The organism is Variovorax sp. Varisp41 (genome assembly GCF_047325085.1).
Classification (GTDB): Bacteria; Pseudomonadota; Gammaproteobacteria; order Burkholderiales; family Burkholderiaceae_C; genus Variovorax.
This window is the reverse complement of sequence record NZ_CP168540.1, coordinates 1,123,280-1,141,442: the sequence shown is the minus strand read 5'-3', so window position 1 is coordinate 1,141,442 and position 18,163 is coordinate 1,123,280. Positions and strand designations below refer to the sequence as shown.

Genomic DNA, 18,163 nt, shown 5'->3' with positions numbered 1-18,163 from the left:
GTCGCACTGAAGCAGGCCATGGCGCAGGACCCCTCGCTGCCCGACATCCCGTTCCATGCGATCGTCGAGCAATCGCTGGCCGGCATCTACGTGCTGCAGGACGAATGCTTCGCCTATGCCAACGCCACCTGGGCCGCGCTGGTCGGCTACACGCCGCAGGAGATGATCGGCGCCCACCTCGATCGCTTCGTCCCGCCCGACTTCCTGCCCGAGGTGCTCCGGCGCTACCACCTGCGGCTGGACAGCAATCCGCCCAGCCTGCGCTTCATCACGCGCGGGCTGCATCGCGACGGCCGCACCATCTACATCGAGGTGCACGGCACGCGCATGATGTTCGGCGGCCGCCCGGCCGTCATGGGCGTCGGTGTCGATGTCACGCAGCAGTTGCGCAACGAGCAGGAGCTGCGCACCTCGCAGCAACGCCTGCGCGACCTCGCCGCCCACACGGCACGCACGCTCGAGGAACAGCGCCAGAGCTTCGCGCGCGACATGCACGACGTGCTCGGCGGCATGCTCACCTCGATCAAGATGGACGCATCGCGCGTGCTCAAGCGCAGCGAGGGCGAGGAGACGCGCGCGCTGGTCCAGGGGATCCTGGGGCTGACGCAGCAGACCATCGACGCGGTGCGCAGCATGTCCGAGGCCCTGCGCCCGAGCGCGCTCGACCACCTCGACCTGTCGGTCGCCGTCCGGCGCGACCTGCAGGAGTTCTCGCGCCGCCATGGCATCGCGCACCGGGTCCAGGCGCGGGAGATCTCGGCGCGCCTGTCGCCCCGTCGCGCCCTCGCCGTCTACCGCATCTTCAGCGAGGCGCTGACCAACGTGGCGCGCCATTCGCAGGCCATGCTGCTCGAGGTCGCGCTGGAGCCCGCCGGCGACGAGCTCGTGCTCGCCATGCACGACGACGGCCAGGGCTTCGACCCCGCGACGGTGGCCGGCCCCGCGCTCGGCCTGCTCGGCATGAGCGAGCGCGCGCACGAGATCGACGGCACGCTGCGCATCGACGCAGCGCCCGGCCAGGGCACGCGGCTGGAGCTGCGCGCTCCCCTGCTCTAGCAACGGGAGACGGCCCATGATCGACCTGCTGATCGTGGACGACCACGCCATCTTTCGCTCGGGCCTGCAGCGGCTGATGCTCGACGAGAGCGACATCCGCGTGGCCGGCCAGGCCAGCAACGTCGGCCAGGCGCTCGAACAGCTGCAGCAGGGCCGCTTCAGCCTGGTGCTGCTGGACATCAACCTCGAGGGCCGCAGCGGCCTCGACCTGCTGGCCTCGATCCGCATCAAGTGGCCGCGGCTGCCGGTGCTGGTGCTCTCGATGTATCCGGAGACGCAGTACGCGCTGGTGGCGATCCGCGAAGGCGCCAACGGCTATGTCGCCAAGGACGCCGAGCCCGCGGAGCTCATGGGTGCCATCCGCCAGGTGGCCGCCGGCGGGCAGTACGTGGGCCACCGCATCGCCTCCCAGTTGCACGAGCAGGCCGTCGGCCTCGACACGCGCCCGCCCCATCAGCGGCTCACGATGCGCGAGCACCAGATCATGCTGATGCTGCTCAAGGGCATGTCGCTGACCCACATCGGCGAGGAGATGCTGATCAGCGTGAAGACCGTCAGCACCCACCGCGCGAACCTGCTCGAGAAGCTCGGCGTGGCGAGCACGGCCGAGCTCGTGCTGTACGCGGTGCGCAACGGCCTGATCCATTGAGCCCGAGTCCTGGCGCGCCCTTGGGCAAACACCTACCCCGGCTCGGAATAGTCTGATCGCCGCGCGAAGCCGCGCTGCCTAAGCTGGCGGCGGCACGCGGCTGGAGGACTCCGGTGGGTCTTCGACGCGTGCCGCATCGACAAGGAAAACAACGGATGACATCGAGACAAAGCCGGACCGTGGCGCCATGGATCGCCGCGGCCTTCGTGCTGCTGGCCGCGGGATGCGGCGGCGGCGGAAGCAGCAGCGCCTTCCTTCCCCTGCCGCCAGCGGGCGGCGGAACGACCGCCCCCGCGGCCGCGAGCCTCAAGGTGCTGTCGACGCGCGCCGACATGGTCAGCGGCGGATCGGCGCTCGTGGAGGTGGTGCTGCCGCCGTCCGCGAACCGGTCGAGCCTCAATGTCAGTCTCGGCGGCACCGATGTCTCCGGTGCCTTCAAGCCCAACGGCCAGGGGCGCATCCTCGGCCTGGTGAGCGGCCTCGCGATCGGCACCAACAAGCTGACGGTGGCCGCCACCGACAGCTCCTTCGCTGCGGCGGCGCTGGTCGTCACCAACCATCCGGCGCAAGGCCCTGTGTTCTCGGGCGTCCAGTCCCTGCCCTACGTTTGCGCGACGCCCGCCGCCACGCCCGGCGACGCCGCCACGCCCGCGACCAATGCCAGCGGCCTGGCCGGCAGCGCGACCGACGCGCAATGCGCGATCGCGACGCAGCGGCGCCTGTTCTACCGGACCCTGACGCCCGTCTCGGTCGCGGCGGGCGACGGCGGCTGTTCCTTCGTGCTGCCCGACCCCTCGCCCTCGGCCCCCGGAACGCCCGTCGCCACGCCCGCGAACTCCTGCTTCCAGCCCTATGCGGTGGCGAGCACGCCGCTGGCCCAGGTCGCGAAGACCCGGCCCGACGGCCTGGCCGAATCGGTGCCGTACATCGTCCAGATCGAGCGCGGAACGATCAACCGCGGCATCTACGACATCGCGGTGCTGATCGACCCGACGCGCGCCTGGAACCCCGCCGACCCGCAACCCCAGTGGAGCGGCAAGGTCGTCTATTCCTTCGGCGCCAGCACCGGCCAGCCGCGCCTGCAGTTCCGCAGCTCGCAGAACTGGGCCGACGACGCGGCGCTGTCGCGCGGGATGATGGTGGTGGCCAACGGCCTGACCGACTCGGCCTACAACGCCAACCACGTGCAGCACACCGAGACGGTGATGATGATGAAGGAGCACATCGTCGATACCTATGGCGAGATCAAATACACCATGGGCAACGGCTGCTCGGGCGGCTCGATCATGCAGAACACCACCGCCTCGATCTACCCGGGCCTGCTCGACGGCATCCAGGTGCAGTGCGACTACAGCGACACCACGACCACGGCGACCGAGGTCGAGGACTGCGTGCTGCTGGTGAACTACTACGCCTCGCCCGCGTGGAAGGCGCTGGTCGCCGGCCTGTCGCCCGCGCAGGTCAACGCACGCAAGGCCGCGATCAACGGGCACCAGGACCAGCTCGGCTGCCATTCGTGGAACAACGCCTTCGGCCCCTTCTTCAAGCCCGGCAACTACGTGATCCAGGCCGTGATCGACGCCGACGGCAACATGGCGCCCTTCGGCGCGCCGAGGAACAACTGCGGCCTGCCCGCCGCGCTGGTCTACGACGCGAAGACCAATCCCGCCGGCGTGCGCTGCACCGACGTCGATGCCGCGATCCCCGTCTGGGGCACGGCGCCGGGCACGCGCCGCGCCAACCTCACGTACGACAACACGGGCATCCAGTACGGCCTGAAGGCGCTGCGCTCGGCCGCGATCACGCCCGAGGAGTTCGTCGTGCTCAACGAGAAGATCGGCGGGCTCGATGCCGACAACGAACGCTCGCCGGCCCGCTCGGTGGCCGACGCGGCCGCGCTGCCCATCGCCTACCGCTCGGGCAACGTGGGCAGTGGCCTGAACTTCTCGAAGCTGCCGATCATCGACGCGCGCGGCCGCGACGAGACCGGCATCCACCACACCTGGCGCAGCTTCTCGCAGCGCGACCGCATCGACGCGGACGCCGGCGGCCATGGCAACCAGGTCATCTGGCGCTTCGGCCCGGGGCTGGCGGCCTCGGCGTCGATGACGCTCGACTCCTTCCTCGGCATGGACGCCTGGCTCAGCGCACTGAACACCAGCGCGCCCAAAGCCTTCGTGAACGATGCGCGGACCCAGCAGCAGGTGGTCGCGGCCAGGCCGCGCTCGGTGTTCGACTTCTGCTACCTGTCGAGCGATGCGACGCAGACCACCAAGGTCACGGACCCGGCCGCCTGCGACGCCGATCCGGGCCTGGTGCTGCATGGCTCACCGCGCCAGGTCGCGGGCGGTGCGCGCACCGAGAACATCCTCAAGTGCCAGCTGAAGCCGATCGCCGCGGCCGACTATGCGCCCTCGACGCTGAGCGATGCGCAACTCGGCCGGCTGCGTGCCGTCTTCCCCGACGGCGTCTGCGACTTCGGCAAGCCCGGCGTCGGCCAGCAGCAGCCCGCGGGCCTGCTCGACTACAGCGCGGTGACCGGCGGTGTCGTGCTGCCGGCCGCGCCGGTGTCCTCACCGCTGTAGCCGAACGTGCGAGGCTCAGGCCGCGAAGCCGTAGAGCGCGGCCGGGTTGTCGACCAGGATGCGCCGGCGCGTGTCCTCGCTCGCGGCCCACGAGAACAGCAGGTCGTACAGCGGCGCGCTCTCGGGGCGCGGATCGCGTCCCGGGTGCGGCCAGTTGCTGGCCCACAGGCAGCGCTCGGGAAAGGTCTCGGCCAGCGTGCGCGCGAGCAGGCTCACGTCGTCGTAGCCGGGCGCGCCGCTCTTCGAGGTCTCGTAGGGCGCCGAGAGCTTGATCCACACGCGGCCCGCGTCGATCACGCGCAGCAGCGACTGGAACGAGGGATGGCTGGGCGCCAACGGCTCGAGGAACTTGCCGTTGTGGTCGAGCACCAGCCGGCACGGCAGCTTCCTGAGCACCTCCTCGTGCTCGGGCATGGTGCGACCGTCGAGCTGCAGGTTGATCATCCAGTCGGCATCGGCCATGCGCGCGGCCATGCCCGGCAGCGACTCCCAGCCCAGCACGCCGCCGATCATCATGTAGCGCACGCCGCGCATGCCGCCCGCATGCAGGCGCGCGATCTCGGCGTCGGGCGCATCGGGCGCCAAGAGCGCGATGCCGCGCGCCGCCTCGCCGAACTGCGCCAGCGCATCGAGGGTGCAGCGGTTGTCGAAGCCGTAGCCCGTGGGCTGCACCACCACCGCGCGCTCGATGCCCAGCGGCTGCTGCACCTGCTCGCGGTAGGCCGACACCGGCGAATGCGGCGGCACCCAGGCGACGTTCGGAATCAGCGGGAAGCGGTCTTCGTAGATGTGGACGTGGCAGTCGCAGGCGCCTGCATAGCGCGCGTTCCGGGTCGGTTCCATGGAGGCTCTCGGTGGATGGGGAAAGGGATCAGGCCGGCACGCCGAAGGCCTGGCGCCAGCGATGGGCCTCGGTGGCATTCACCGCGCCCTTCGGCACCCGGCCCTGGAAGATCTCGGCCAGCTGCGACACGGTTTCCATCGCCTGGTGCTCGACCGCGGGCGGCGTGAGGCCGCCGATGTGCGGCGTGGCGATCGCGCGCGGATGGCGCGCCACGGCGGGCGACGGCATCTGGTCGGGCGCGCGGCCCACGTCGAGCGCGCAGCCCGCGATCGTGCCGGCATCGAGTGCCGCGACCAGCGCATCCTCGTCGACCAGGTTGCCGCGCGCGGCATTGATGAAGAAGGTGCCCGGTTGCATCGCCGCGAAGGCCGCGGCGTTCATGAGGTTCTCGGTGTCCTCGGTGGCCGCCGCGAGGCAGACCACGAAGTCGGACTGCGCGAGCAGCTCGCCGAAGCCGGCCTGCGCGATGCCGGGCTGCGCCACCACCGCGAAGGGATCGTGCACCACCACGCGCATGCCCAGCGCCTGCGCGACGGTGCAGAGGTAGCGTGAGATTTGCCCGTAGCCGATCACGCCAAGCGTGGCGCCGCGCAGCTCGCGGCCCATGGCGGGCGGCACCGGCAGGCCCGCGTGGTAGAGCGCGGTGGAGGTGCTGATGCCGCGCGCGAGGTCGATCATCGCGCCCACGATCCATTCGGACACCGAGGCGATGAAACCCGCGCTGGCCTGCGTCACCAGCACGCCGTGGCGGCTCGCGGCGGCGAGGTCGATGTTGCGGATGTCGATGGCGCAGCGCACGAAGGCCTGCAGCTTCGGCAGCGCGGCGAACAGCGCCTCGTCGCCCACGGTCTGGCGGTAGGAGACGATGGCGTCGCAGTCGCGCGCCAGTTCGGCGATCTCGTGCGACGAGAGATCGCGGTCCTCGGGATTGAAGCGCACCTGCGCGAAGACGCGCAGCGCGTTGCTGGCGCGCTCGCCGAAGTAGTGGGCGAGCTTGCTCTGGGGATGGCTGACGAAAACCGTGGTCATGGACAAGGCAGGAAGAAAAGAAAAAGGCGGCCTCAGCCGCGCGGCGGCGCCACCGAGTCGCGCGCCACCAGCGTGGGCGCGAACAGGAACTCGCCCGCGGGCAGCGCGCCGTCGGCCAGGCGGCTCATCACGCGCTCGACCATCACCTGCGCCATCTCGGGCACCGGCACGCGCACCGAGGTCATCGCGGGGTACATCAGGGTGGAGAGGAACACGTTGTCGATGCCGACCACCGACACGTCGTCGGGCACCGCGAGCCCGGCATCGCGAAAGCCCGCCATCAGACCGTAGGCCAGCAGGTCGTTGACGCCGACCACGCCGGTGGGCCGCTCGGGCAGCTGCGCGAGCTGGCTGGCCTGGGTGCGGCCCAGCTCGCTCATCATCGAGTCGCCGTACTCGTCGACCGGCAGCCCTTCGACCACACGCGCGCTGCTCTCGAGGCCGGCTGCGCGCGCGGCCGCGAGAAAGCCCTGGATCTTCTCGTTGCGGCTCATGGTGCGCCCCGATGGCGTGACGAAGGCCAGCCGCCGGTGGCCCCGTTCGATCAGGTGCGCGGTGGCGATGCGCGAGGACTCGAAGCTGTCGACCGTGACGTGGTCGATCACCGAGGCCTCGCCGGGCGTGGCGCGCCGGTCGTAGCTCACCACCACCAGGCCGCGCTCGGCCGCGGCCTCGACGTGCTGCTCGTCGATCAGCGAGGAGATGATGATCACGCCGCGCACGCCGTGCGCCATCAGGTCCTCGAAGAAGCGCGCCTCGCGTTCCTTCTCGCGGTAGGTGTTGCCGATCATGATGCGAAAGCCGTAGCGCTCCTGTGCCAGCGCCTCGACCTCGCGCGCGATGAAGCCGTACATCGGGTTGGCCATCGAAGGCACCAGCAGGCCGATCAGCGGCGTGTGGCCGGTCTTGAGCTGCCGCGCCGAGGTGTTGGGCCGGTACTTGAGTTCGCGGATGGCGTCCTGCACCCGCTCGAGGGTGGCGGCCGCCATGCGGTCCACGCGGCCATTCAACACGTTCGACACGGTGCTGGTCGAAACGCCCGCGCGCTGGGCGACATCGCTGATTCTGCTCACGGTTTTCGGGGTCCTTTCGGGTTCATCGCGGTCCTGCGGTCGTGCCTCGTCACAGCCCCATGCGCGTGGGCAGCCAGACCGAGAAGGCCGGCACCAGCACCAGCAGTACCAGGGTGACGAACAGCACCGCGAGGTATTTCATCATCGGCCGCGCCACGTCCTTCACCTGGGTGCCGGTGATGGCGCAGGTGGCGAACAGGCCCAGCCCCACCGGCGGCGCGAACAGGCCGAAGCCCATGGCGATGACCATCACGGTGCCGAAGTGCAGCGGATTGACGCCCAGCTGCGCCGCGATCGGTGTCAGCAACGGCCCGAAGATGATGAGCGCGGGCGCGCCCTCGAGGATGGCGCCGAACACGATCATGATCAGCACCGAGAGCATCACGAACATGGTGCTGCCCCATGCGTGCGCGAACTCGATCATGAACGACGACAGGTACTGCGGGATCTGCTGGATTGTCAGCGCAAACGAGAGGCTGGACGCGGCCGCCACGATGAACAGGATGCTGCCGGCCATCGAGGCCGAGCGCACGAACAGGCGCGCCACCGACGACCAGGTGAGCTCGCGGAAGGCCAGCCAGCCCACCACCAGCGCATAGACCACGGCGAAGGACGAGACCTCGGTCGAGGTCGCGACGCCCGAGGTCACGCCCTTGCCGATCATCGCCACCATCACCAGCGCGACCAGCGCGCCGCCGAGCAGTCGGAACATGGGCGTGCGCACGTCGAAGGCCTGGTCGGGGTCGATGCGCGTGCCGACGTAGATGGTGACCGCGGCCAGCGAGAGCGCGAGCACCACGGCGGGCACGAGGCCGGCCATGAACAGCCCGGCGATCGAGATGTTGGCGACGAAGCCCATGATGATCATGTTGATGCACGGCGGGATGGTCTCGGCCATCACCGCGGTGCAGGCCAGCAGGCCGGCGGTCTCGTTCGGGTCCTGCTTGGTCTTGCGCACGGCCGGCATGATGATGCCGCCGACCGCGGCGATGTCGGCCAGCTTGGAGCCCGAGACGCCCGAGAAGAAGGCGGTGGCCGTGATGGTGATCAGGCCCAGGCCGCCGCGCAGGCGGCCGAACATGCGCAGCAGCAGCTCGATCAGCCGCGAGGACATGCCGTTGGATTCCATCAGCAGGCCGGCCAGCACGAAGAAGGGAATGGCGAGCAGCACGTAGTGGTCGGTGCCGGCCATCACCTGCTGCGAATAGACCAGCATCGGCAGCGACGGATCGGCCATGAAGAACACCAGCGACGAGAGCGCGAGCACGAAGGCGATCGGCACGCCGAGCATCAGGCCGCCGAGGAAGCCCGCGGTCAGCAGCATCCAGGGCGCGATGGCGTGGCCGGGCACGAAGGCGTTCCAGCCCACGACGGCGGCGGTGAGCGCGATGCCGACGGCCAGGGTGCTCCACACGCGGCGCGCCGGTCCGTTGACGGCGTTGGCGAGGCCGAACAAGGTCATGAACAGGCTGCCGATGACCACCGGGTAGACGTAGATCCACTGCGGCAGGCCGATCGGGGTGGTCATGTTGTAGGCGTCGAGCAGCAGCTCCCACGAGGAGACGAGCAGGCTGGCCGAGACGCCGACCACGATCCAGTTGCCGAACTGGATCAGCGCGGGCTGCCAGCGCGCGGGCAGCAGGCCGCGGAACAGGTCGACGCCCACGTGCTGGCTGCGCGCGAGCACGGTGGCGGCACCGAAGAAGACCTGGATCACCATCAGCGCGCGCGCGACCTCCTCGGCCCAGTCGAAGGGATCGTGCAGGAAGTAGCGGAACACGACCGAGACGAAGACGATGAGAACATCGATCGCGAGCACGACGCCCGCCACGTTCTCCATGGCGCGCGTGAGCCAGGCGAGGCCGCGGCCCGCGGGGTGGGCGGTGCTGAAGCCCAGGGCGCGCGGATCGTGGCCATGGCCCGCGGCCGGCAGCGGCGACACGGGCGGCAAAACGGGCGTGACCGGAGCCATCGGAGGCAGGACGCTGGACATGCCGGTCAGGCGCGGGCGGCGTTGATGGCGGCGAACAGCGGCCCGGTCTCGGGATACTGCTTGGCGAAGGCCGACCAGAGCCTGGCCTCCATCTCCTTGCGCACCTGGTCGCGCTCGTTCCGGGCCATGGGCGTGAAGCTCAGGCCCAGCTTCTTCAGTTCCTCGATGGCGCCCTGCCCTTTCTCGGCGCCGATCTGGCGCTGCTGCGCGGTCGATTCGGCCGCGGCCTTGAGGAAGGCCGGGCGCAGGTCGGCCGGAATGCGGTCCATGGCGCGGCGCCCGGCGATGCAGACCATGGGGCTGAACAGGTGCTCGGTCATCCAGCAGTGCTTGACGACCTCGTTGAGCTTGCTCGCGAGCACGGTGGCGGCATCGTGCTCGAAGCCGTCGACGACGCCGGTCTGCGCGGCCATGTAGAGCTCGCCGAAGGAGATGGGCGTGGGGATGGCGCCCATGATCTTGAAGGTCTCGATGAAGGCGGGCGTGGGCAGCACGCGCAGCTTGACGTTCTTCACCTCGGCCAGCGACTTGACGGGCTGCTTGGTGTAGACGTTGCGCGCGCCGTAGTGCTGACCCCAGGTGATGACCTGGCAGCCGGTGCTCTTGACCAGCATGTCGTTGAGCTTGGCGCCGACGCCGCCGTCGAGGGCCTTGGCGACATGCTCGTAGCTGTCGAACAGGTAGCCGAGGTCGAGCATGCCGAACTGCGGCGTGACGGTGGCCCAGATCGAGGAGCCGGTGAGCATCATGTCGATGGAGCCGACCTTGACCTGCTGCACGACGTCGCTTTCCTTGCCGAGCTGGTTGTTGGGAAAGTAGTCGATGCGGATGCGCTCGCCGACGGCCTTCTTGAGGTTGACCTGCATGAGCTGGTTCCACGCGAAGTGCGAGGAGTTGAGGTCGGCGACGTGCGAGGACGACAGGCGCAGCGCGACGGTCTTGTCCTGCGCGGCGACGAAGGGCGTGAATCCCGTGCCGGCGGCCGCCATCGCTAGCGGCAGGGCCGACGATGACTGGACGAAGCGGCGGCGTGAAATCGAGGTCATGGCTTGTCTCCTGTGGGTCGGAACGCCCGTTTGGTGCCGTTTGGTGGAACGATTTACTGTATCGATACACAAGACGGGCGGCAATGTGATTTCGGTAGGTGTTTTCCTTCGTAAACGGCGGTTTTTTGCGGCGCTGTGGACGCGTGCACAGGACAGCGGGTACTTCCCTCCGCGAATGTCCCCCGGCCTTCGGCCTCCTCCTTGATTTCGCTGCGGGAAGCACCCGCTGCCCTGTGCACGGAGGCGCAGCAGTTGTGCGGGCCGGTTCACCCGCCCTGCCCCAGGCTCACGTCGACGGGGTACTCCCCGCAGCGAAATCAAGGAGGAGCCGAAGGCGGGGGACATTCGCGGAGGGGAGTACCCCGTCGGCGTGAGCCCGCCCCCGACCTACCACAACACGGCCCCCACGCCATTGCCACACAACACACGACCCGATAGGGTTGTCCGCATGACCCCAGAGACCTCCCCCGACGCCGCGAGAAGCTATGCCATCCAGATGCACGGCGACCAGAAGTACGGCGTGCACCCCTACGTCCATCACCTCGATGCAGTGGTCGCGCTGCTGCGGCCCTATGGGGAACAGGCACAGGTCGTGGGTTTCCTGCACGACGTGGTGGAAGACACCGACGCCACCGTGGCCGACATCGCCGAACGCTTCGGCACCCTGGTGGCGGGTTGCGTGGCGCTGCTGAGCGACGCGCCCGGTGCCAACCGCAAGGAGCGCAAGGCCCGTACCTATGCCGCCATGTCGCATGTGAAGGGAGAGCAGGAACTCGCGCTGACCGTGAAGGCCGCCGACCGCCTGGCCAACGTGCGCGCCTGCGTGGCCGATGGCCATCGCGACCTGTGGGAGACCTACCGCGGCGAGCACGCCACCTTCAAGGCCGCCGCCTACCGGGCCGGCCAGTGCGATCCGCTCTGGACCGAAATCGACGCCCTGCTCTCGGCCTGGCCGTCGAATCCGCCGCCGCGCTGAGCGATCCCGCGCCCGATGCGCGCCTCAGCGGCCGCAGGCCGAGTGCTTGCGGCCTTCGGTGTCATTGGGCAAGCCCATGAAGTCCAGGATGTGAGGCGCCGTGCCATCCACCTGCAGCAACGGCGCCGCGCTCAGGTTGCCCTGGCAGTAAGCGGTCTTGAGCGGGTTGAGGTAGTTGTTGTTGAGGATCAGCAGCGTGTCTCGCTCCGAGGCCACCTGTCCGCCATGGCCGCTGCCCACGCCGCCATGGTCCGAGGTCACCACGACGAGCCACTCCTCGTTCGCATAGTTCGGCCGCGCCGTCAGCGCCGCGAGCACCTGCGCGATCTGCTGGTCCTCGGCCGCGATCTTGCCCCGATAGAAGGCATTGAGCGGGTCGTAGCTCGGTGCATGCACATCCACGTTGTGCAGGTAGTAGAAGATCGCCGTCGGCGCATGCTTCCAGCTCAGCCAGCTCTTGACCGTGTCCGTGGCCTGCTGCGAATTCTTGGCCGCGTTGGCGACCACGAAGTCGGCCTTCGCGGGCCGCAGGTTGTGCGTGATGTTGAACCAGTCGCCCACCACTGCCGTCGTGGCCGTCGGCCAGGCCTCCTTGATCCGGTCGAACACGTGCGTCTTGCGCAGCGGCAGGCTGGTGTCGTTGGACGTCACGCCGTGCTTGTCGGCCCAGAACCCCGTGAACACCGACGACCAGCCGGGACCGCTCACCGTCGCCTGCTTCGTGCCGCCGGCCAGCACGTTGCCGTGGAAGGCCCCGCCCGCGATCAATGCCGACATCGCGGGCGTCGCCACGCAGCCCGCGCACTGCACCGCGTCGCCGCGCAGGCCGTCGATGCCGATCAGCAGCACATGCCTGTTGCCCGGCACGGGGTTGGGAATACCTTCGCCCGCGATCAGCGAATAGTGGTCGTAGGGATGGCCGGGATAGTCCGTCTTCAGTCCGCCCACGTCACTCGCGCGCTTGTCGCTGAGGTCGCAGCGCTGCTGGGCCTTGTAGTAGTCGAAGGAACGGCACCAGGTCGACCGGCTCGCGTCGGTGCACGCATTGGCGCAGTCGCCGGGCGTCACCGACTGCAGGCTCTCGGTGTTGTGGCCGCTGATCGCCGCATCGGGCGTTCGCACGAAAGGCTTCAGCGGGTCGGGCTTGAGGCTGTAGTGGTCATAGGGATGGCCGGGGTAGTCGGTCTTCAGGCCGCCCACGTCCTCGGCGCGCTTGTCGCTGAGATCGCAGCTCTGGTTGGCCCGGTGGTGGTCGAAGGACACGCACCAGGCCGCGCGCGGCGCCCCGAGGCAGGCCGCGGCGCACATCTCGGGCGTGGACTGCGCCAGGTTCTCGACGTTGTGGCCCGCGATGGCCGCATTGGGCGTCGGCGCGAACGCGTCCAGCGAGGCCGCGGCGGCGGGGCCGGCGAGCGCCGCGGCCGTCAGGAACAGGCCAGTCAGGCGTGCCCGGATCGATGACTTCATGATGTCTCCTCATCACAGGGGTCGTGGGGATGATTCCCTCGCTGCCTCGCCGTGTCTGCCATGGCGAATGCAACTTCGGGCGGAGTAAATCACTGGCGCTTGCCATCGATCCAATTCAAAAATCTTCGGTGTCGCATAGAGCAGGCCTATGCATCGTCCTGTCATCGAAAGGTGTCATGGCACCGCGTTCAGGGGCGGTTGCCGGCCTTGCCGCCGATCATGCGCCACGCACTGACGGCGCTGAGCAGCGCCAGCCCGGCGCTCAGCAGCATCACCCAGCGAAATCCCGCCACGAAGGCTTCGGCCACCGCGCGCCGCAGGGTCTCGGCCGTGGCGGCGTCCACGCCCGGCGGCATGGCGGCGCCGGCGAGGCTGGCGCGCTCGCCTTCGAAGAAGGCCGTCACCTGCGCCGAGGCGTTCGCGGCCTGCAGCCGCTCGGCCAGCGCGGCGTCGAAGGCCCAGGCCATGACCGCGCCGAACACCGCGATGGCCAGCACCGCGGCCGCGCGCGAGACCGCGTTGTTCACGCCCGAGGCCACGCCCGCGAGGTCGGGGCCGACGGCATTCATCACCGTGGTGGTGAGCGGCGCCACGGTCACCGCCATGCCCAGGCTCAGCACCACCACGGCCGGCAGGAAGCCGCTCCAGTAGCTCGCGCCGACGCCGGGCAGCGCGAACAGCCCGAAGCCCACGGCCGCGATCGCGGGCCCGATCACCAGCGGCAGCCGCGGTCCGAAACGGTCGACCAGCTGGCCGGCCCAGGCCGAGAGCGCGAACATGACGAGGATGAAGGGCAACAGCGCCGCGCCGGCCGCCGTGGCCGACCAGCCCTGCACCTGGATCAGGTTGAGCGGGAAGAAATAGAGGCCGCCGCCGAGCGCGGCGTAGAGCAGCAGGGTGAGCAGGTTGGCGCCGCTGAAGTTGCCGCTGCGAAACAGCGAGAGCGGCAGCATCGGTGCGCGCACGCGGCGCTCGATGGCGACGAAGCCGACGCTGCCCGCGATGCCGATCGCCAGCGCCGCGCGCACGGCCGCCGAGGCCCAGCCCTGCGTGGGCGCCTCGATGAACGCATAGACGATGCCGCCGAGCCCGGCCGTGGCCAGCAGCGCGCCCCAGGGATCGAGGCCGCCGCGGGCCGAGGCGCCGCGGCTCTCGGGCACGTGGCGCCAGCAGATCCACAGCACCAGCAGCGCCATCGGCACGTTGATCAGGAAGGCCCAGGTCCACGAGAAATGATCGACCAGGAAGCCGCCGAGCACCGGCCCCACGGCCCCCGTGATGCCGCTGAAGCCCGACCAGGTGCCGATGGCCTTGCCGCGCGCCTTCTCGGGAAAGGCCGCGCTGATCAGCGCCAGGCTGCCCGGCACCAGCATCGCGCCGCCGAGGCCCTGCACCGCGCGCGCGGCGATCAGCTGCTGCACGCTGGCCGCGAGCGCGCAGGCCACCGACGAGAACGCGAAGATCGCGACGCCGATCGCGAACACGCGGCGGCGCCCGAAATGGTCGCCGAGCGCGCCGCCCACCAGCAGCAGCGCGGCCAGCAGCAAGGCATAGGACTCGACCACCCACTGCGCCTGAAAGGCGGTGGCGCGCAGGTCGGCCTGGATCGCGGGCAGCGCGACGTTGACGACGGTGCCGTCGATGAAGGCCATGCTCGAGCCGACGATGGCCGCGGCCAGCACCCAGGGCCTGGAGGCCTCGGGGCAACCGGTGTCGTCGCCGGGCGTCTTGCCGATCTGTGCCATCGCTGGTCTCCGCTCCAGAGCATCGATTCGCCACCCCGCCCCGCCGCTGGCGCGGGACGGCCGCCATCAAGGCGCGCAGGTGGTCGCCGACGGATTCGCGCGCGCGGCAGCCACGCTGCGCGCCATCGCCGCGGCCGCGGCCGCGGTCACGCGCTGGGCGCCCTGCGCCACCGCGTCGATGCCGGTGCCCACGGGTTCGCCGGCCTCGAAGCTGCACACCAGGGTGCGCGGCTCGTCGGCGCGCCGCAGGGTCCAGCTGAAGGCCGCTTCCACGCGCCCGCCGTCGACCGCGTCGAACTGCTTGAGCTGGGCCGCGATGCGCCACACCGGCTGCACATTGGGGCGGCCGCCCTTGCTGACGTCGAGCGCGCCCAGGCGCGTGGCGATGCCGCTGGCCAGCGCGTCGCGCAGCTCGTTCTCGAACGACGAGGCCCAGCGGTGCTGCTCGAGCACCTCGACCTGCACGCTGCCGCCGGGCTTGCGCACCACCATCTGCGGCCGGGCCAGCCGCTCGGGCACGGCCACGGGCGCGAGCTCGATGGCCAGCGGCACGGTACCGCTGGCGGCGGGCGCGGCGATCTGGTCCGCGGGCACGCTGCTGGCAAGGGTGTAGTAGCTGTCGGGCTTGCTCGCGCAGCCCGCGGCGAGCGCGGCCAGCACGGCGATGCCGGCGAGAAGGGTTCGGCTGTGCGTCTTCGTCATTTCTTGTCGTCCGGTTTGCCGCGCAGCAGCGATTCGGGATGGCGCTCGAGGTAGTCGGTCAGCACGCGCACCGAGCCGGCGGCGCGCGTGAGCTCCTGCAGCATCTGGCGCGTGTCCTGCTGCAGCGGCGAGTCGTCGGCCAGCGTGCGCTCGGCCGAGTTCACGGTCTTGCGCACGTCCTTCATGGCCGCGGCCAGTTCGGGCGTCACGTCGTTGTTGATGCGGCTCACCGTCTGCTCGGTGGCGGTCAGCGTCTTGTTGAGCGTGGCCAGCGTGGTGCGCAGGTCCTGCGCGATCTGCTCGTAGGGCACCTTGTTGAGCTTGCTCGCGATCTCCTGCACCTGCGACTGGATCTCGTCGAGGCTGTTGGCCATGGTCGGCAGCTCGATCGGGCTCTTGCTCAGGTCGATCTTGGCGGGCGGCGCCTTCGGGAAGAAGTCGAGCGCGACGTAGACCGAGCCCGTGATCAGGTTGCCGTTGCGCAGCTGCGCGCGCAGGCCCTTCTCGGTGAGGAAGCGCAGCCGCTCCTGCTGCGAGAAGCGCGGCTCGTTCTCGCTCGCGCGATCGGTGCTGCGGCGGCGCAGCCGGTCGGGGTAGATCTGCACCAGCACCGGCATGCGGAACTCGCGCTCGGCGCGGTCGAACTCCACGCCGATCGACTTGACCTCGCCGATCACCACGCCGCGGAAGTCGACCGGCGCGCCCGGCACCAGGCCGCGCAGCGACTGGTTGAAATACATCAACAGCGTCTGCGAAGGCCCGTCGGGCTCCTTCATCGCCGTGGTCTCGTCGGCCGCCAGCATGAAGGCCGTGTTCTCCTTCGCGAGCGGGCCCATGGCGTCGTCGGGCGCCTGGAACGCGATGCCGCCGAGCAGGATGGTCGCGAGCGACTGGGTGCGCAGCGTGAAGCCGCTGGCGCTGAGCTGCGCATCGATGCCGCTGGCCTGCCAGAAGCGCGTGTTGACGCCGACGAACTTGTCGTAGGGCGCGTTGACGAACACGCGCAGCGTCACGCCGCGGCCGTCGCCGTCGAGCTCGTAGGCCGCGACCTGTCCCACCTTGATGCGGCGGAAGTAGACGGGCGAGCCGACGTCGAGCGAGCCGATGTCGGCCGCGCGCAGCAGGAACTGCTGGCCCGAGTCGTCGCGCGTGACGATGGGCGGCGCCTCCAGGCCCTTGAACTCGCCCGAGGTCTCCTTCGACACGCCGGCGTCGGCGCCGATGTAGGCGCCCGACAGCAGCGTGTTCAGGCCCGAGATGCCCGAGGTGTCGAGCCGCGGCCGCACCACCCAGAAGCGCGAGTCCTCGGAGGTGAAGCCCTCGGCCTCCTTGTTGAGCTGCACCAGCACGCGCACGTGCGAGCGGTCGCGCGCCAGGCGCAAGCTCTGCACCAGGCCGATCTGCACGTCCTTGTACTTGACGGCGGTCTTGCCGGCCTCCAGGCCCTCGGCGGTCTTGAAGGTCAGCACGATCTCGGGGCCGCGCTCCATCAGGATGCGCGCCACCAGCATCACGCCGACCAGCGCGGCCACGATCGGGATCAGCCAGATCAGCGAGGGCAGCCACTCGCGGCGGCGCTTGACCTGCGGCCTCGGCAATGGCGGCGCGGACGGCGCCGGTCGGTCTTGCGGTCGTTCTTCTTCACTCATGCTGCTTGTTCTTCCCTGTTCTCGAAATTCTCTTGCACGGCCTGTGCCTGCCGGCTGTCCCAGGTGAGCTTCGGATCGAAGCTCAGCGAGGCCAGCATGGTCAGCACCACCACCGAGCCGAAGGCCGCGATGCCCACGCCCGCGGTGATCACCGCGAAGCCCTGGATCTGCACCAGGCCGGTCAGGAGCGACACCACGAACACGTCGAGCATCGACCAGCGGCCGATGATCTCGATGATGTGATAGAGCTTGGCCCGCTCGTGCTGCCGCCAGCTGCTGCCGCGCTGGGCCATCACCACGAGCAGGAACAGCACCGCCAGCTTGAACAGCGGCACCAGGAAGCTCGCGATGAAGACGATGGCCGCGAGCCCGTAGGCGCCCGAGACCCAGAAATAGATCACGCCGCTGAGGATGGTGTCGTACTGCGCCCCGAACAGCGTGCGCGTGATCATCACCGGCAGCAGGTTGGCCGGGATGTACATGATGCAGGCCGCGATCAGGAAGGCCCAGGTGCGCGTGAGGCTCTGCGGCTTGCGCGTGTGCAGGTGCGTGCCGCAGCGCCCGCAGGCGTCGCCCTCCTGCGCGTCCTGCCAGACGGCCGCGCAGTGCGGGCAGGCCAGCAGGCCCAGCGAGGCGGCGGTGACGACCGGCGGGTCGGCGGCGGGTTCCGGTTCGGGCGCGGGCGGCCTGCGCAAGGCGGGGAACTTCATGCGGAAGCCCCCTGCTCGTCCTCGTCGCCGGCGGCGCGGAAGGTCATCTCCCAGAACGCGCCCGGGTTGAACGACAGCACCGCCGTCAGCGTGACCGTGAGCGCCATGAAGGCCCACAGCGCCGGCCCCGCGACCACCGTCGCCATGCTCGAGAGCTTGACCACGGCCACCAGCACGCCGAGCAGGAAGACCTCGATCATTCCCCAGGGCCGCAGCGACTGCATCAGCCGCACCAGGATCGCGAAGCCCAGCGGCCGGTGCTCGCGCCGCAGCGGGATCAGCAGGTAGACCAGGATGCACAGCTGCAGCAGCGGGAACAGGATGGTGGTGGCCAGCACCAGCAGCGCCACCACCGACATGCCCTCGGCCCCGAGCACCACCACCGCGCCGGCCAGCGTGGTCTGGCTGCGCAGGCCCTGCAGCTCGATCTCGACGATCGGGAACAGATTGGCGATCGCGAACATGATGAGGCTGGTCACGGTCAGCGGCAGGATGCGGCTTTCCTGCGCGCCCGGATGGCGGCCGATCTCGGTGCCGCAGCGCGCGCAATGGGCGACCTCGCGCGGCTGCAGTTCGGCGCGGGCATAGACCGCGTCGCAGCCGGGGCATACCACCGTATCAGGTACTTCCTTCATGGGG

At 69.7% G+C, this 18,163-nt stretch carries 15 protein-coding genes; 4 read left to right on the top strand and 11 right to left on the bottom strand.

Annotated elements, in window-relative coordinates; all coding sequences use genetic code 11:
* Positions 1 to 18 precede the first annotated feature (18 nt).
* The 3 genes from ACEN9J_RS05270 (at position 19) to ACEN9J_RS05260 (ending at position 4,290) form a co-directional block, all read left to right on the top strand.
* Positions 19 to 1,056 carry a PAS domain-containing sensor histidine kinase gene (locus tag ACEN9J_RS05270; RefSeq protein ID WP_413763516.1) on the top strand — a complete coding sequence of 346 codons (1,038 nt, stop codon included), beginning with the start codon at positions 19 to 21 and terminating at the stop codon, positions 1,054 to 1,056.
* Positions 1,057 to 1,072: 16 nt separating this feature from the next.
* Positions 1,073 to 1,705 carry a response regulator transcription factor gene (locus tag ACEN9J_RS05265; protein WP_057590280.1) on the top strand — a complete coding sequence of 211 codons (633 nt, stop codon included), beginning with the start codon at positions 1,073 to 1,075 and terminating at the stop codon, positions 1,703 to 1,705.
* A 155-nt stretch (positions 1,706 to 1,860) separates the two neighbouring features.
* Positions 1,861 to 4,290 (top strand): DUF6351 family protein, encoded by a 2,430-nt coding sequence (locus ACEN9J_RS05260; protein WP_413763515.1) that lies wholly within the window; start codon positions 1,861 to 1,863, stop codon positions 4,288 to 4,290.
* Between the two features lie 15 nt (positions 4,291 to 4,305).
* On the opposite strand, the gene ACEN9J_RS05255 is transcribed toward ACEN9J_RS05260, so the two are convergent.
* The 5 genes from ACEN9J_RS05255 to ACEN9J_RS05235 are packed head-to-tail and all read right to left on the bottom strand — an operon-like array spanning position 4,306 to position 10,275.
* The gene (locus ACEN9J_RS05255; protein WP_413763514.1) at positions 4,306 to 5,133 is read right to left on the bottom strand and encodes an amidohydrolase family protein; all 828 of its coding nucleotides are present in this window, start codon (positions 5,131 to 5,133) and stop codon (positions 4,306 to 4,308) included.
* Between the two features lie 28 nt (positions 5,134 to 5,161).
* Entirely contained in the window at positions 5,162 to 6,163 is a 1,002-nt protein-coding gene (locus ACEN9J_RS05250) for an NAD(P)-dependent oxidoreductase (RefSeq protein ID WP_413763513.1), read from the bottom strand.
* 32 nt (positions 6,164 to 6,195) lie between these two features.
* Positions 6,196 to 7,236 (bottom strand): LacI family DNA-binding transcriptional regulator, encoded by a 1,041-nt coding sequence (locus ACEN9J_RS05245; RefSeq protein ID WP_057590284.1) that lies wholly within the window; start codon positions 7,234 to 7,236, stop codon positions 6,196 to 6,198.
* A 49-nt stretch (positions 7,237 to 7,285) separates the two neighbouring features.
* Entirely contained in the window at positions 7,286 to 9,229 is a 1,944-nt protein-coding gene (locus tag ACEN9J_RS05240) for a TRAP transporter large permease subunit (protein ID WP_413763512.1), read from the bottom strand.
* Positions 9,230 to 9,234: 5 nt separating this feature from the next.
* Entirely contained in the window at positions 9,235 to 10,275 is a 1,041-nt protein-coding gene (locus tag ACEN9J_RS05235) for a TRAP transporter substrate-binding protein (RefSeq protein WP_296782657.1), read from the bottom strand.
* A 448-nt stretch (positions 10,276 to 10,723) separates the two neighbouring features.
* Between ACEN9J_RS05235 and ACEN9J_RS05230 the strand changes: the two genes are divergently transcribed.
* Complete coding sequence (locus tag ACEN9J_RS05230) at positions 10,724 to 11,251, top strand: HD domain-containing protein (RefSeq protein WP_057590286.1); 528 nt, start codon at positions 10,724 to 10,726, stop codon at positions 11,249 to 11,251.
* Between the two features lie 24 nt (positions 11,252 to 11,275).
* On the opposite strand, the gene ACEN9J_RS05225 is transcribed toward ACEN9J_RS05230, so the two are convergent.
* The 6 genes from ACEN9J_RS05225 to ACEN9J_RS05200 all read right to left on the bottom strand — a co-directional run bounded on the left by ACEN9J_RS05225 (position 11,276) and on the right by ACEN9J_RS05200 (position 18,159).
* Positions 11,276 to 12,718 carry a PAN domain-containing protein gene (locus ACEN9J_RS05225; RefSeq protein ID WP_413763511.1) on the bottom strand — a complete coding sequence of 481 codons (1,443 nt, stop codon included), beginning with the start codon at positions 12,716 to 12,718 and terminating at the stop codon, positions 11,276 to 11,278.
* A gap of 188 nt (positions 12,719 to 12,906) precedes the next feature.
* A complete protein-coding gene (locus ACEN9J_RS05220; RefSeq protein WP_413763510.1) occupies positions 12,907 to 14,463 on the bottom strand; it encodes an MFS transporter in 1,557 nt (518 codons plus the stop codon).
* 66 nt (positions 14,464 to 14,529) lie between these two features.
* Positions 14,530 to 15,165: a membrane integrity-associated transporter subunit PqiC gene (locus tag ACEN9J_RS05215; protein ID WP_413763509.1), complete on the bottom strand. Its 636-nt coding sequence runs from the start codon at positions 15,163 to 15,165 to the stop codon at positions 14,530 to 14,532.
* Complete coding sequence (locus ACEN9J_RS05210) at positions 15,162 to 16,814, bottom strand: intermembrane transport protein PqiB (protein WP_057597468.1); 1,653 nt, start codon at positions 16,812 to 16,814, stop codon at positions 15,162 to 15,164. The genes ACEN9J_RS05215 and ACEN9J_RS05210 overlap by 4 nt, the downstream gene beginning before the upstream one ends.
* On the bottom strand, positions 16,811 to 17,524 hold the full coding sequence (locus ACEN9J_RS05205) for a paraquat-inducible protein A (RefSeq protein WP_057597467.1): 714 nt from the start codon (positions 17,522 to 17,524) through the stop codon (positions 16,811 to 16,813). Before ACEN9J_RS05205 ends, ACEN9J_RS05210 begins: the two co-directional genes overlap by 4 nt.
* Positions 17,521 to 18,159 carry a paraquat-inducible protein A gene (locus ACEN9J_RS05200; protein ID WP_057597466.1) on the bottom strand — a complete coding sequence of 213 codons (639 nt, stop codon included), beginning with the start codon at positions 18,157 to 18,159 and terminating at the stop codon, positions 17,521 to 17,523. Before ACEN9J_RS05200 ends, ACEN9J_RS05205 begins: the two co-directional genes overlap by 4 nt.
* Between the last annotated feature and the right edge of the window lie 4 nt (positions 18,160 to 18,163).

Bases quoted from the DNA above. Each gene is read 5' to 3' on its own strand.
- ACEN9J_RS05235 (WP_296782657.1), bottom strand. From the start codon at position 10,275: ATGACCTCGATTTCACGCCGCCGCTTCGTCCAGTCATCGTCGGCCCTG.
- ACEN9J_RS05265 (WP_057590280.1), top strand. From the start codon at position 1,073: ATGATCGACCTGCTGATCGTGGACGACCACGCCATCTTTCGCTCGGGC.
- ACEN9J_RS05270 (WP_413763516.1), top strand. From the start codon at position 19: ATGGCGCAGGACCCCTCGCTGCCCGACATCCCGTTCCATGCGATCGTC.
- ACEN9J_RS05240 (WP_413763512.1), bottom strand. From the start codon at position 9,229: ATGTCCAGCGTCCTGCCTCCGATGGCTCCGGTCACGCCCGTTTTGCCG.
- ACEN9J_RS05220 (WP_413763510.1), bottom strand. From the start codon at position 14,463: ATGGCACAGATCGGCAAGACGCCCGGCGACGACACCGGTTGCCCCGAG.
- ACEN9J_RS05200 (WP_057597466.1), bottom strand. From the start codon at position 18,159: ATGAAGGAAGTACCTGATACGGTGGTATGCCCCGGCTGCGACGCGGTC.
- ACEN9J_RS05225 (WP_413763511.1), bottom strand. From the start codon at position 12,718: ATGAAGTCATCGATCCGGGCACGCCTGACTGGCCTGTTCCTGACGGCC.
- ACEN9J_RS05205 (WP_057597467.1), bottom strand. From the start codon at position 17,524: ATGAAGTTCCCCGCCTTGCGCAGGCCGCCCGCGCCCGAACCGGAACCC.
- ACEN9J_RS05210 (WP_057597468.1), bottom strand. From the start codon at position 16,814: ATGAGTGAAGAAGAACGACCGCAAGACCGACCGGCGCCGTCCGCGCCG.
- ACEN9J_RS05215 (WP_413763509.1), bottom strand. From the start codon at position 15,165: ATGACGAAGACGCACAGCCGAACCCTTCTCGCCGGCATCGCCGTGCTG.
- ACEN9J_RS05260 (WP_413763515.1), top strand. From the start codon at position 1,861: ATGACATCGAGACAAAGCCGGACCGTGGCGCCATGGATCGCCGCGGCC.
- ACEN9J_RS05255 (WP_413763514.1), bottom strand. From the start codon at position 5,133: ATGGAACCGACCCGGAACGCGCGCTATGCAGGCGCCTGCGACTGCCAC.
- ACEN9J_RS05230 (WP_057590286.1), top strand. From the start codon at position 10,724: ATGACCCCAGAGACCTCCCCCGACGCCGCGAGAAGCTATGCCATCCAG.
- ACEN9J_RS05250 (WP_413763513.1), bottom strand. From the start codon at position 6,163: ATGACCACGGTTTTCGTCAGCCATCCCCAGAGCAAGCTCGCCCACTAC.